At 36.1% G+C, this 11,949-nt stretch carries 19 protein-coding genes; 1 reads left to right on the forward strand and 18 read right to left on the reverse strand.

Annotated elements, in window-relative coordinates; genetic code table 11:
* From ACYQ0H_RS12185 to ACYQ0H_RS12265, 17 genes are all read right to left on the reverse strand, one after another.
* Positions 1–829 (reverse strand): hypothetical protein (locus tag ACYQ0H_RS12185; RefSeq protein WP_459813135.1); only part of this gene is annotated, 829 nt, incomplete at its 3' end.
* 109 nt (positions 830–938) lie between these two features.
* Positions 939–1,523 (reverse strand): hypothetical protein, encoded by a 585-nt coding sequence (locus ACYQ0H_RS12190; protein WP_459813137.1) that lies wholly within the window; start codon positions 1,521–1,523, stop codon positions 939–941.
* Entirely contained in the window at positions 1,513–1,965 is a 453-nt protein-coding gene (locus ACYQ0H_RS12195; protein ID WP_459813139.1) for a hypothetical protein, read from the reverse strand. Before ACYQ0H_RS12195 ends, ACYQ0H_RS12190 begins: the two co-directional genes overlap by 11 nt.
* A gap of 126 nt (positions 1,966–2,091) precedes the next feature.
* On the reverse strand, positions 2,092–2,664 hold the full coding sequence (locus ACYQ0H_RS12200) for a hypothetical protein (RefSeq protein WP_459813140.1): 573 nt from the start codon (positions 2,662–2,664) through the stop codon (positions 2,092–2,094).
* A gap of 198 nt (positions 2,665–2,862) precedes the next feature.
* The gene (locus ACYQ0H_RS12205; protein ID WP_459813142.1) at positions 2,863–3,507 is read right to left on the reverse strand and encodes a hypothetical protein; all 645 of its coding nucleotides are present in this window, start codon (positions 3,505–3,507) and stop codon (positions 2,863–2,865) included.
* A gap of 127 nt (positions 3,508–3,634) precedes the next feature.
* Positions 3,635–3,919: a hypothetical protein gene (locus tag ACYQ0H_RS12210; RefSeq protein WP_459813144.1), complete on the reverse strand. Its 285-nt coding sequence runs from the start codon at positions 3,917–3,919 to the stop codon at positions 3,635–3,637.
* A gap of 242 nt (positions 3,920–4,161) precedes the next feature.
* A complete protein-coding gene (locus ACYQ0H_RS12215) occupies positions 4,162–4,488 on the reverse strand; it encodes a hypothetical protein (RefSeq protein ID WP_459813146.1) in 327 nt (108 codons plus the stop codon).
* Between the two features lie 30 nt (positions 4,489–4,518).
* Positions 4,519–4,791, reverse strand: a complete 273-nt coding sequence (locus ACYQ0H_RS12220) for a hypothetical protein (protein ID WP_459813148.1) — start codon at positions 4,789–4,791, stop codon at positions 4,519–4,521.
* A 2-nt stretch (positions 4,792–4,793) separates the two neighbouring features.
* Positions 4,794–5,303 (reverse strand): hypothetical protein, encoded by a 510-nt coding sequence (locus tag ACYQ0H_RS12225; RefSeq protein ID WP_459813150.1) that lies wholly within the window; start codon positions 5,301–5,303, stop codon positions 4,794–4,796.
* A gap of 106 nt (positions 5,304–5,409) precedes the next feature.
* A complete protein-coding gene (locus tag ACYQ0H_RS12230; RefSeq protein WP_459813152.1) occupies positions 5,410–5,973 on the reverse strand; it encodes a 3'-5' exonuclease in 564 nt (187 codons plus the stop codon).
* Entirely contained in the window at positions 5,970–6,194 is a 225-nt protein-coding gene (locus ACYQ0H_RS12235; protein ID WP_459813154.1) for a hypothetical protein, read from the reverse strand. Before ACYQ0H_RS12235 ends, ACYQ0H_RS12230 begins: the two co-directional genes overlap by 4 nt.
* Before the next feature lie 36 nt (positions 6,195–6,230).
* Positions 6,231–7,907, reverse strand: a complete 1,677-nt coding sequence (locus tag ACYQ0H_RS12240; RefSeq protein ID WP_459813156.1) for a ParB/RepB/Spo0J family partition protein — start codon at positions 7,905–7,907, stop codon at positions 6,231–6,233.
* 2 nt (positions 7,908–7,909) lie between these two features.
* Positions 7,910–8,722 (reverse strand): ParA family protein, encoded by an 813-nt coding sequence (locus ACYQ0H_RS12245; RefSeq protein ID WP_459813158.1) that lies wholly within the window; start codon positions 8,720–8,722, stop codon positions 7,910–7,912.
* A gap of 166 nt (positions 8,723–8,888) precedes the next feature.
* Complete coding sequence (locus ACYQ0H_RS12250) at positions 8,889–9,188, reverse strand: hypothetical protein (RefSeq protein WP_459813160.1); 300 nt, start codon at positions 9,186–9,188, stop codon at positions 8,889–8,891.
* Positions 9,189–9,210: 22 nt separating this feature from the next.
* The gene (locus ACYQ0H_RS12255) at positions 9,211–9,375 is read right to left on the reverse strand and encodes a hypothetical protein (protein WP_459813162.1); all 165 of its coding nucleotides are present in this window, start codon (positions 9,373–9,375) and stop codon (positions 9,211–9,213) included.
* 36 nt (positions 9,376–9,411) lie between these two features.
* On the reverse strand, positions 9,412–9,798 hold the full coding sequence (locus ACYQ0H_RS12260) for a hypothetical protein (protein WP_459813163.1): 387 nt from the start codon (positions 9,796–9,798) through the stop codon (positions 9,412–9,414).
* Positions 9,799–9,817: 19 nt separating this feature from the next.
* On the reverse strand, positions 9,818–9,943 hold the full coding sequence (locus ACYQ0H_RS12265; protein ID WP_459813165.1) for a hypothetical protein: 126 nt from the start codon (positions 9,941–9,943) through the stop codon (positions 9,818–9,820).
* 319 nt (positions 9,944–10,262) lie between these two features.
* On the opposite strand from ACYQ0H_RS12265, the gene ACYQ0H_RS12270 reads away from it, so the two are divergent.
* On the forward strand, positions 10,263–11,297 hold the full coding sequence (locus ACYQ0H_RS12270; RefSeq protein ID WP_459813167.1) for a tyrosine-type recombinase/integrase: 1,035 nt from the start codon (positions 10,263–10,265) through the stop codon (positions 11,295–11,297).
* A gap of 448 nt (positions 11,298–11,745) precedes the next feature.
* Here ACYQ0H_RS12270 and ACYQ0H_RS12275 read toward each other — a convergent pair.
* Positions 11,746–11,949: tyrosine-type recombinase/integrase (locus tag ACYQ0H_RS12275; RefSeq protein WP_459813169.1), on the reverse strand; the 204-nt coding region annotated here is incomplete at its 5' end.

Genomic DNA, 11,949 nt, shown 5'->3' on the forward strand with positions numbered 1-11,949 from the left:
ATTCAGCATAAACAACAATGTGAGTTTCTGAAAAAGAATTGTAAGTTGAATCAATATGACTTTGGATAACACCCTTTGCACCCTGATAATCCCATACATCTGGATATATTTTATTTGGACTATCCCATGAACTGTTGGAAGGAGTCATATTTTTTATATAAGTATCATAATCACAAATTTCCCATGTGTTTGGATTATACCATTCTTCTGCACGAGGATCAAAACCGCATTTACTGTTAGAATACTCCTGCATTTCCCTCACAAGTCTGTCAACATCCGACTGAGTAAGCTTAGCTTGCGCAGCTGTAGTTGTGGTCTGCTTCTTTGTGGTTGTCTTTTTCGCTGTAGTGGTTTTCTTTGCAGTTGTAGTTTTTCTGGCTGTTGTAGTATTTACATAACCGCCGTTGCCGCTGTTGCCATTATTACCGTTATTGCCGTTATTATCGCCGTTATTGTCCTGTCCCGGATCATAATTGTTATTGCCGTTATTATCTCCGCCGGAATAATCATTCTCGTTATTATCATAATTATTGCCGCCGCTGTTCTGATTATCAGCGGTGGTTTTCTTTGTTGTGGTAGTCTTATCAGACTTATCTTTATCCTTGGCAGCCGTGGTCTTTTTAGTAGTGCCGGAAGTCGTTGAAGCCGTAGTCTGAGCAGAGGTTATCAGCTCAGGCCGCCATGTTCCGACCGGCGAAGTAGTGGCAGCTGTGGTTTTTTCGGCCGTTACCTTTACGTTTGCCGTATCGTCAACTGCTCCGCAGGCAGTAAGCGAGGTCAGTATTGCCGCCGATAGCATTATTGCTGTCAGTCTTGATGTCATTTTCATTGGATTTCCTCCTATAATTTGTTTTCTTTTTCAACTTTATTATACTATATATTCTATTTGCTGTCAACATATATTTTCCAAATTGAGTACGATTTGACGGACTGAAAGCCTATTTGTTATTGTATAGCTCTTGATATGATGTTATATACTTCCTCCAAACATCTTTAAAACCAAGAGATTTTGCAAGATGCTTGTTTTTAGAGGCTATTTTGTTTAGATTGTCGTTAATATCTATGCTCGAGTATAAGTTTAACTCAGCTTGAGCCTTCAATTTACGGCATTCGTCCTTTACATTATCATAGTTTTCATTTTGCTTTTTAAAAGACATATCTATAGAGTCCAGTTCGCCTATACATTTTTCAAGAAGCTCTTCTGTTTCTTTGTTTTCTTCAGCTGCAGTATTTATATCTGATTGGCATGACATAAGTCTGTTTATTTTTTCATTAATCTGCGCAGCAGTTAAAATTGCAAATGGAATAAATATGAATATTGTTGTGACCAAAAATACAATTATAGTAGTATGAGTATGGGAATATAAGAGCCAACGGCGAAATGTTTTTAGAAATTCAAGCGGCAGATTATCTATAAATATCAGCACAGTAAAAAGCAAATACACAAAAATGCCTATCCATAATATAACTTTGAGAACTTGTATTAACAAAGGAGTTTTTGCATTGGATCTTTTATCTTCCATACTCAAGTCCTCCGTTAAGCTGCTGCCGAAGCTGTTTTTGTCTTTTACAAATATCTATATCTTTAGCTATATACATAATATATTCGGCTGTTTTTTGATTCTTTTCCTTATCCGAAAGATTTTTGTCGCTTGAAAGCTCTGCAAGAACTTCTATTTTTGAAATTATAGAATCGTAAGCGTCAAAAATTACTTCTCCCTGTTTTACTATGAAGTCTGATGCACGGGTTAAGTCTATGTAGTTTTCCGAAGCTTCTTTCAGTTTTTTCTCTGATAGGTTACAAACTTTAATTGCTTTCTCACTAATATCTTTTACTTGTTTTTGCAGCTTTTTTACTTCATGCTCAAGTAATTCTATCTCTTGATTGTATCTTTTATTGCGAAAGATAAGTTCCAGTAAAGTTCCCATAAATACAACAACTCCTACTATAGCAAAAAATTTCATTTAAACCACCTCTATTCTAACATATTATTACCTATTTTGTCAAATCAATTTAAATCCTGTCACACGTGACAGAGCAGCCACCGAAATATAAAAAGCACCCTGCAGAAATTGCAAAGTGCCATAGCCTTATAACTCTAATTCATCTTCTTCTCTATCGCCCCCTTCCACTTCTTCTTGGAAATTTAAATATGTATCGGAATTCATTTCTCTTAGTAATTCATTTTCTTTACAAAGAGAAGCGTTTTCGTGTTTTATATTTCCTAGACATTTTATCAGGTCAGCATTTTTTTCTTTTTCATGATTTAAGCGTTGAGTTAATTCATTCACTTTAGTTAAGAGCATTGTATGTTCGCTCTTTAGATTCACCCAATCTTCTAAAATGAAGTTAACAGATTTAGCAGTTTCATATATCTCCTTGGAATTAGCATTTAAGGATTTTATCTTTTTGCTGATCATTTTTTCTCGTCTAGTCAGCTCATCAATTATTTTTTCGTGTTGCTCTGAAAGTGATTTACTTGTTTCTCCTCCATAAAACCCAATAGCGCCTTTCAATAAGTCATCGTCTATAACTGATTTTAAAGACTTATCATCAAAACTGCCCAATTTTTTAGATATACTTATTTTTGATATAATTATAGTCACAATTGGGCCAATGATGGCAGCAGCTGCAAGAATTATGCTTATTATAGTATCTAACATGAAACTTTCTCCAAATCTAAAGAAATAGTAAATAATTATGCATACTTCTGAAAGTATAATAGGTATATATATCAAATCTTTCCTCCGTTATATCATATTAATGCTTATTTTGTCAAATAAATTTAAATCCTGTCACGCGTGACAGAGTATCGTCCGAAATATAAAAAGCACCCTGCAATTATGCAAAGTGCTGTAGCCTTATAACTCTAATTCATCTTCTTCTCTATCGCCCCCTTCCATTTCTTCTTGGAAATTTAAGTTTGAGTTAGTTCGGTATTCAAGCTTATTAGTCAATTCTTTAGTAAGTTTTTGTAGTGATTCTTTTTCTGCCAATGCTTTCTGTAATTCCATATGCAATGATCTATTTTCGGAAATCAGTCTTGCATAATCCTTTGAGAAATTATCAACAGTGTCTTTTATATCTTTCTGCTGCATAGTGAAATAACGATAACTGTCATCTTCTTTTTCATATCGTGATTTAATCTGTGAAAAAGCATTCTCTATAAGCTTCTGAATATCAATGTGCTGTCCTGTCAAGGTCTTGGAATCAAGACTTGTACCCATGCACTTTGAAACCTCTATTATTTCATCATTAATTGTTTTTCCGTCTTTAACGCCCAGCTGACGTGAAAGCTTGTGTATTTGATCTATGAGCTTTGTAAGTTGTGACTTTTTAGAAAGCATATATGTTGCAAAATATGTAACTATGCCAGTTATTAAAAGAGGTAAGATTTTATTTAAAAAGTATTCCATAGCATTAATGCTCTCCTTATCTGATGTAATTATTAACATATATGATATAGTCATTGATACAGGAATAATAATTAAAGCTTTTTTATTCATGATCTACCTCTATTCTAACATATTATTACCTATTTTGTCAAATCAATTTAAATCCTGTCACGCATGACAGAGTATCGTCCGAAATATAAAAAGCACCCTGCAGTAATTGCAAAGTGCTTATTCCGGCTTACTTTTCTTCCTCTTCAAGCATTGCCGCCCTCATGATCCTTTTGCGGTCAAAGGTCACAAGCTTCCTGTCATACAGCTTGTAATGATGGATCCGATCAGTGTTTTTCCTGATAAAAGCCAGAGCTTTCATAAGGTTATCGGTCTGAAGCGCCACAGTATGGTCTGCCGCGTACCAGAAGTCGTGTTTTCTGTTCTCACAAGGATAAACGATATACCTTCCTGTATTCCATGTATCAGCTTCGTCAAAGGAGCGTATATCCGACTTAAATTCACTGCTGTTCAATGTAAAGCCTCCGTATTTGCAATATACATATATTGTATAATACAGAAGCAAACTTGTCAAAAAGGAGATAATTTTCAGCCGAAACAAATTATTAAAACTGAATTTTTAATTTGTTGCTTATAGATAAAAATGGAATGCGTTAATTGTTTATTTTGACGTGATTTTGATATTTTATCTGAAAGTCAAACGGCGCTTTTAATCTATTTACCGAAAATTTACAAAATAAAGCTCTTATTTCGTCTTCACCTTTTAGCTACAATCTTTAGCTCGTCTTCTATAAGTCCGGCCGCTCTGATCAGCGCCGACTCCGGTGCTCCGGCAATGATAAGATCTACAAGCGCGTTGTAAAAGGTCGGATCTTCATCGTCAATTTCTTCTTCGGGTGTAGGAGTTCCGAAAACGGCTACACGATTGCCGGAAAGATATATAAGAGATTTTGACAGATTCATACCGGACTCATCAATTGTTTTAAAAATACGGTCAATAGATCTTGAACACTGTATATCGGCTGGAACGGCTCCTGCTTCATATTCTTCTGTTATTCCTGTGATTTTATTGTTTTCTGACATAGTAATACCTCCGATTTTTTGATTAACTTGTTATCTGCTTCTGCCTTTTGAAATACTGCGGGTAGATTTATTTGTTCTGGCTTCCAGTTGCCTTTCAGCTGCTTTTAAACTCGTAAATTGTTCTGCATAGTTCCAGGATATATGCGTATCCTCAAGATTTATACCTTCGGCAAGAATTATTTGCTTCATTCCGAAGGAATAACCCTCAAGTATAGCATAAGAGTCTTTCATCTTTGTGATTTTGTAAATACCATTTTGATGAGAGTAATAGGACTCATTTTTGGCATCGAATTGTATAGTCATGGTCAGCTCCTTCCATGCCTTGTCGGTGTGATCGTGATTTCAGGTTCAGAAAATGGATGGAAAACAGCAGCTGCTCTTTCGTAATCGCTGAACCGATCCGAAATTTTATATTTTTGCCGCAATGCCTTGAATTCCGGCTTAAGTATATCGGACAATTCGCATATGCTCCAGACTTCAGACTTTCGATCTAATTCTTCAGTCTTTGTTCTTGAAATCCTCACTGCCTCCGAAAGAGGCAGTATTATATCTTCGGAGGACTGCCGGGAAGAGGCCTGATATTTATATAGATCCCTATCCATATCAATTGTAATCATTGATTTGACCAATCCGCATTCTGTAAAGCTTTGAACAATTTTATCGCTAAGTTCAGCATTTTCTATTTTGTTAAACACCTTGTTACCGTTGTTTTCGGTCGGAATATACTTGCCGTCATAGGTTATATCTATAATAATATCGGCAACTGGTAGTTTTATTTTTTCTGCGATGCTGCAAGCCTCTGTGTATCTTATCATACCGGTCGCATAATTAGCTCCATACTGCGCATATGCGTATTGGGTTAATCCGTTTTCGGTTATCTTATATATAGCCTGAGTATTCATGATTTATCCAACCTCACTTTCATCTTGATTTTGATTTTGTTTGATTCATAATTATCTGGTGATCATTCGGATGTATCTGTTCCCACACAGCTTTACATGCAAATGTATCTGCGAGAGCACCATGAGCTTCTCCGCTCCATTGCTGATCGTAATAGTTCATTGCAAAGCTTAGGTTTTTCCACTTATATTGACCGTAATGATCATTCCATTCTCCATACACTTCCGCAAACTCTTTCATACAGCAGTGTATCTTTTCCTTATGCTCGGAGTTATACAAAAGAGGATTGATAAAGCCCATATCATAATCGGCGTTATATATAACAACACGATCTGCATTATCAAAAATATCGTTTATTATAGGGATAAGCTCTGAGATGACAGGTGAGTTCTGCACCATCTCCGGAGTGATATGGTGTATTGCTTCTGCTTCAGGCCATTGTTCATGATGTTCAGGCTTGACATATGTATGTAACAGTACAACTCCGTAGTCGTCTATAATTGCTATTTCCAATATTTCATCAGTACCGTCGTAATTTAGGCCGGTCGTTTCTGTGTCAAGAAATATAACCTTATGGTTATTCATGATTCTGATTCCTCTGCTTTCTTAATAAGATTTGTGTACACTTCCGTTATAAAAGCTTGAATGAATTGCTTTCTTTGGCTCGGCGACATAGGAGCATACAGATTTTCAAGAATATTAATTGTTATACCGATAAGTTCTATTGTTAATTGTTCGCAGTTGCCCTTCATGACAATTTCACCCACAGCTGCATTATCTAAATGATCGATATTTATATTTAACATAACATACCTCCACCGGTGTGTCACGCGTGACACACTCTAATTAAAAACATCTGCAAGTACATTAAGTACAAGCTCGCAGATCTCTGAGTCTGATAACTTCACTGCTTTTGGATATGCTGATCTGATCTTTTCAATAAGTGAACTTACGGTATAAACGTTATCAGTATCGGCTGCATGAATATCTTCTGACGTATTATCTGACTCATTGTTGTTTTGTATTTTTGACTGACTTACCGGCAGCGGTGTCGGTGTCTTGTCATCACCTGAGTCTTTTTTCTGATTCATTATAATTTCATCAGGAAGGTTCAGCACCTTCCACACAAAATCTGTGTCCCAGTCGTCTCTTTCCGAAACAAAAAGCAGCTTGCACAGTTCACTGGCTCTTATATGTTTTATATCATAATAATCAATATAATCGCCTATCGTCTCTTGCTGCGCGGTGGTAAACTTAAATAGTTCTTCAAGCTTGCCGATCGGAATTATTTTATAATCTATCGCTTCCTGAAGCTTTTTAGGCAGTTCTAGGATTCTTATATACCGATAAATTGTTTTTTCGCTAACTCCAAATTTCGCAGCAATTTCTTTTGCTGTTTTCTCTTCGCCTCCGGATGTGCGCATATCTAGATAAGCTTTATAGATCATGCCTTGTTCAGAGGGCAGCTGATCTTCGCCTCGTGTATTCGTTTCCGCCATTATCTTATACGCTGTTACATCGTCTATGTTATACAACAGCTCGCACGGCAGCTTAATGTTAAGACGAATTGCAGCTTCACGTCTGTGTCTTCCGGCAAGCATCTGTTTTTTTCCGTCCGGCATTATTCTTACAACTGCCGACTGCAGTATTCCGACGTCTTCGGCAGAAGCCATAATTTTAAGCACTTTGTTTTCCTGCAGTCTGTCAGGCTGAGCATTTCCTTTTGAATCCCTGAACAGCTCAATTTCCTTCGGATCTAGCAGTTCGATTTTTTTGCCTGAGTTTGCCCACAAGCTGTTATATTCACTGCTGAGCAATGGATTTGTATTCTGTTCTTCTGCCTGCATAGTTTCTTGCCTTGCAGTTCTTCGTTCAAGTAAGCTAGACATTTTCGCACCTTCTTTATTATCAGATTTGTTTGTTTCAACAGCATGTTTTGCATTCTCTTTTGCAATTTCAATACGCTGCAAAACTATCTGCTTTTCATTTTCTTCAGTAACATTTTTTCTGGTGCAGTCAGGACAAAAAAATCTTTTCATGACCGCACGTCTGGCTTCCGTACCTTTTTTATTATTCTGAAAGCTAAGCGGTATAATAGCAAGACCGAAGCAGTCTTTAAAATTATAGCATTTCCCAAAGTCAGCAGTTCTCCATTCCTTGGGCAACGAATTTGGTTCAACAGAAAATTCCCACTGAGGACTGCCCGTAAAAGCTCCATCAAGAGATTTGATGAAATTAAGCACTCTTTTTGCAAAAACCAGATCAAGCGTATAAAGATAGCAAGAAGTATAGTCTTTATCAGATGTGCCTATTTTGCAGCGTGTAGTATATGTAATCTTAGGCGTGGCTCTGCATTCACGCTTTATAATTTCATTTGTCTGCCAGTCACGCTCCATAACTATATACGGACACCCGAAGCATTCATGTTCAGGAGAGTAAGCAGAAAGCACATATCCGGTGCTTTCTGCTTTACTTGATTTCTGAAATGTTTTCCCGCATTTGCATATATACGTTTGCATGATTAAACTCCGCTTCTTTTTAACACTTCTTCTGCTAACGCTTTGTAAGTGTCAGCAAGGGTATTGCCTTTAAGATTTACACAGCCGCTGCAAAACTTAACCGTTCTGTTTATCTGTTCGGGTCGGCTCGGCACCTTTGTTTCAAATACTAATTTGCCATATATCTCTCGGCATGCCGAGTCGATCTCTTTGCTTGTGCTTGTCAGGTCGACCTTGTTTTCAAGTATGCCAAGAATTTTAAGTTTAGGGTTTGTAGTGTTTGCCAGTGATTTGATCTTTGCCATCATGTTGTCAACCGCGTCAAAACTGTGTATACCAGCGTCAAGCGGTATTATAACATAGTGTGTAGCGTTTAGTGCGTTTTGTGCCAATAGGTCAAGGTCGGTTTTGTTGTCAATTATAATATAGTCATAGCGATTAAAAAATTCGTCCTCAAGTATGCTTCTGAGGACGAAATTACAATTTGATGAAGAAGCAATAATACTGTTGCTTGCATTGAGCATATATCCTGCAGGGATATAATCGACATTAGGATTATTTACAGAGTGACGGATCACGCTTTCATAATCATTTTTATAACCGGTTGCGGCATTATAAATAACGTCGCTTATGGTTCTTTTACCGTCCGATAAAATATATCCGCAGCTGGAGGATAGATTGCCTTGTTTATCAAGATCGATCAGCAGAACTTTGTTGTCTGCATTGCCTAAAGCACAGCCGAGGTTATAGCTGGTGGTTGTTTTTCCTACTCCGCCTTTTTCCGTGATTACGGATATTACTTTTGTGTTCTTCATCATGGTTTCAAGTCCTTTCAAATTTACTTCGTTCTTCGTCTACGCATAGAAAAAGCAGCAGGGAAGAACACAACCTGCTGCTCAAGGAGCGACCTTGTCTATGCTGATGATAATATATCATCAAGTATGTCGGCGATCAGGATCACCGGCACAGTTCATGATATTTAGTTTTTGTAACAAATATTAGTTACTTATTGTTTATTAAAATTGGACGCCCCTCATCTATTTCGTTTGCAATTCTATATAAATCATCAAGTAATTTGTTAATGTGATCAAAGAACATTGCTTGTTGTCTGTCCGAGATAATCTTATCATCATAATAATCCGTAATCGTATCAATACAATTCCATAGTTCTCGTGTAGCAGACATAAGAGCAAAAGCAGACCGGGTTTTTACTAGATTTTTAATTGCTCGTGCAGTAAAAGTATAAAGATTTACTAAATTAGGATTTAGACTGATTTTCATTCGTTTTATAGTATACTTCATATTTAACATACCTCCTGCTATTTCAATTTTCATATTCGACACTGAGCATTGTCAGCTCAACGCATTCTTCTTCAGCCCCGTTAATGATTAAACATCTTGAGAAATTTATGATATTATTTCTAAGCTCATCATCATTTGCATAACCGGAAGCTTTTGCGTCAACGTCAATTGTTATTGATATTTTCATATGATTCACCTCTTTTATGCTTGTTTTTGTCTAAATTTAGTTGCACATCAGTTTGCAGCTACCTTGCGGAATAGGCTCAAAATTTTCAGAGTAAAAAGCGCTGCCTTGGAAAACTATCTTTTCTTCAATATTTTCAATATCAATTTCTCTGACACGTTTTTCTTGCAGCTCAACCCGACGATTGCCCTGTTTTAAATTCACAGCACTAAAAATATGGATTTTATATGTAGTATCGTCAAAGCAAACTTGTGTGTCAAGCCATTCATTGCCTCTATAACTTTTGTAATAAATAAAGTCAAATCCATACTCCTTTTTGTTTTTCTTTAAATTAGCCTGAAGTGCATTAAGCTTGTCCTCATCCGTGAGTTTGAGATAATTCATCAATATTTTTTTCAATCTGTTCTTGCCCATGTAATTTGTCATACAATCATCCCTCTTTTTATTATATTATGAAAGAATGCTGGCGATCAGGATCACCGGTACAGTTCATGATATTATCTCTAAGCTCATCATCATTTGCATAACCGGAAGCTTTTGCGTCAACGTCAATTGTTATTGATATTTTCATGTAATTCACCTGCTTTCCGTTACAAAAGTGTGGTTAATTTACTTTGTTTTTACTTTAAGTAAACAAATTCCGATAATAATGGTTTAATTTTCCGCATTTTTGTGCAACATTTTATAAATAAAATTGCCTTTTGTATAAAATGCCTATAACTGTGTTTACTACTAACAAAAAACATTGTTTGTATTTGTATGAATTGTAGAAAAAAGTCGTTATATTCCACAAAAATTATTTAATGTCATAGATTTTTATAATTGTTATTTGTATAATAACAATTGCGCCTTATAAAAAAGAGACGCATAAAAATTTTGGGAGGATCTATATGAAACACAAATTTAATGACATCTTGGAACTTGTACTAGAAGAACGAAAGAACTCGTACAAAACTCTTAGAACAGCCGCATGGGAGAAAAAAATCGCTAAAAAGATTTTAGACTATTTTCACGATATCTTTATTGAAGATGTCAATGACGTGAGACTTAACAGATTTTTTTCTTATATACGATTCAAAAACGACGGCAGTCTTTATAGCGATAAATACATAAAGGCTGTTTATTCGATTGTAAAGGCTGTCTACAAAAAATCAATGCTTAAAGGATACATAAACATAAATCCCTTTGATTACGATTTCAAGCGGCCCAAAGGTTATGCTCCCGAAGCTCAGGAACGTCTAGTGTCAAAAGAAGATTTAAAAGCATTGTTTAGGATATTGCCTAAATATCCTAAGTTAAACACTGTTGTGCCCCTGTTGTTTTTAACAGGCTTGAGAATCGGTGAGCTACTAGGTCTGTTCTGGAGCGACATAGAGTTTGATAAAAAAATTATACATATACGTCGCTCCGCAGTTGATAATTATATAGAAATGCCGGGCGGAGAAATTGTAAAAAGGGGAGTGATACTATCAAGTACCAAGACCGTTACAAGTGTGAGAGATATACCTGTATCCGATCAGGTAATAATGTTGCTGCGTAGTTGGCTTATCTATCGTGATCTCCCTGAAAACAAAAAATGGAGAGAGAAAATAGAAGCAAATTCAAACTTAAATTTAGTCTTTCCTAACAGTCAGGGAAAGCTGACAAATTATAAAACATTATATGACAGTCTCAAAGATGTTTTAAGGAATAATCAACTTGAGCATTGTAATATCCTGTTTCATAAGTTGCGACACAATTATGCAACAGATTTGCTTGCAGCCGGAGTAGATATTGACGTTGTTTCAAAGCTTCTTGGACACAAAAATATTGAAACAACGGCAAATATTTATGTTAAAGTTGAAATGAAACCTAAGATAGCTGCGATAAAAATGCAGACTAAATATTTAAATAACATTAAGCTAATAGACAATATATGTAATTAATGTTATTCTTTTTACGCCTAACCCAAGTTGGTTCGAGTCCAACTTGGGGAGCCAAGAGAAAAGCCCGTAAACAAAGCGTTTGCGGGCTTTTTGCTGTCTGCTTTTTGTTGGTGTTGAACGTATATTTGAACATTAGTTTCGTAAATATGCACTGATTATGCTGCACATATTGGTGCATATTGCCGGCTTTGTGACGGAAGTTTTCAATGCTGTTTATCGGAAAATATACGGAATTTATGTATAAAGATTGTTCAGAAAAATTAACACAAAACCATAGAAGCATAAAAACTAATATGATAAACTAAAAACAGGTCAAGAAAAAACTCTTGACCTGTTGATTTTTGTTATACTGTTTTCGCAAAGTTTGCAGCTTTACTACAAACACTCCACAAGCGGCTTGTTTAAGCCGTTTTCTTTATTTTCCAGACTAAAATCCGACTGCGCATTTTCAGCTTAAAAGCAGGCTGCTTACATAGTTTTTCTTGATTTCATCAGAGGAATGAACGTAACGGTCAAGAGTAAGTTTAACGTTGCTGTGTCCCAATAATTCACTGAGAGCTTTAGGGTCAAAGCCCTTTTTAATGCAGACGGAAGCGTATGTGTGTCTGAGCGCATGAAATGGCACATCTTTTATTCCGCAGTCCTTTAAAAC

Source organism: Hominimerdicola intestinalis, assembly GCF_054655215.1.

Excerpts from the sequence above, each read along its gene's own strand:
- ACYQ0H_RS12205 (WP_459813142.1), bottom strand. The coding sequence starts at position 3,507 with ATGAATAAAAAAGCTTTAATTATTATTCCTGTATCAATGACTATATCA.
- ACYQ0H_RS12250 (WP_459813160.1), bottom strand. The coding sequence starts at position 9,188 with ATGAAGTATACTATAAAACGAATGAAAATCAGTCTAAATCCTAATTTA.
- ACYQ0H_RS12235 (WP_459813154.1), bottom strand. The coding sequence starts at position 6,194 with ATGTTAAATATAAATATCGATCATTTAGATAATGCAGCTGTGGGTGAA.
- ACYQ0H_RS12225 (WP_459813150.1), bottom strand. The coding sequence starts at position 5,303 with ATGATAAGATACACAGAGGCTTGCAGCATCGCAGAAAAAATAAAACTA.
- ACYQ0H_RS12255 (WP_459813162.1), bottom strand. The coding sequence starts at position 9,375 with ATGAAAATATCAATAACAATTGACGTTGACGCAAAAGCTTCCGGTTAT.
- ACYQ0H_RS12190 (WP_459813137.1), bottom strand. The coding sequence starts at position 1,523 with ATGGAAGATAAAAGATCCAATGCAAAAACTCCTTTGTTAATACAAGTT.
- ACYQ0H_RS12220 (WP_459813148.1), bottom strand. The coding sequence starts at position 4,791 with ATGACTATACAATTCGATGCCAAAAATGAGTCCTATTACTCTCATCAA.
- ACYQ0H_RS12240 (WP_459813156.1), bottom strand. The coding sequence starts at position 7,907 with ATGCAAACGTATATATGCAAATGCGGGAAAACATTTCAGAAATCAAGT.
- ACYQ0H_RS12260 (WP_459813163.1), bottom strand. The coding sequence starts at position 9,798 with ATGACAAATTACATGGGCAAGAACAGATTGAAAAAAATATTGATGAAT.
- ACYQ0H_RS12215 (WP_459813146.1), bottom strand. The coding sequence starts at position 4,488 with ATGTCAGAAAACAATAAAATCACAGGAATAACAGAAGAATATGAAGCA.
- ACYQ0H_RS12195 (WP_459813139.1), bottom strand. The coding sequence starts at position 1,965 with ATGAAATTTTTTGCTATAGTAGGAGTTGTTGTATTTATGGGAACTTTA.
- ACYQ0H_RS12265 (WP_459813165.1), bottom strand. The coding sequence starts at position 9,943 with ATGAAAATATCAATAACAATTGACGTTGACGCAAAAGCTTCCGGTTAT.
- ACYQ0H_RS12200 (WP_459813140.1), bottom strand. The coding sequence starts at position 2,664 with ATGTTAGATACTATAATAAGCATAATTCTTGCAGCTGCTGCCATCATT.
- ACYQ0H_RS12270 (WP_459813167.1), top strand. The coding sequence starts at position 10,263 with ATGAAACACAAATTTAATGACATCTTGGAACTTGTACTAGAAGAACGA.
- ACYQ0H_RS12230 (WP_459813152.1), bottom strand. The coding sequence starts at position 5,973 with ATGAATAACCATAAGGTTATATTTCTTGACACAGAAACGACCGGCCTA.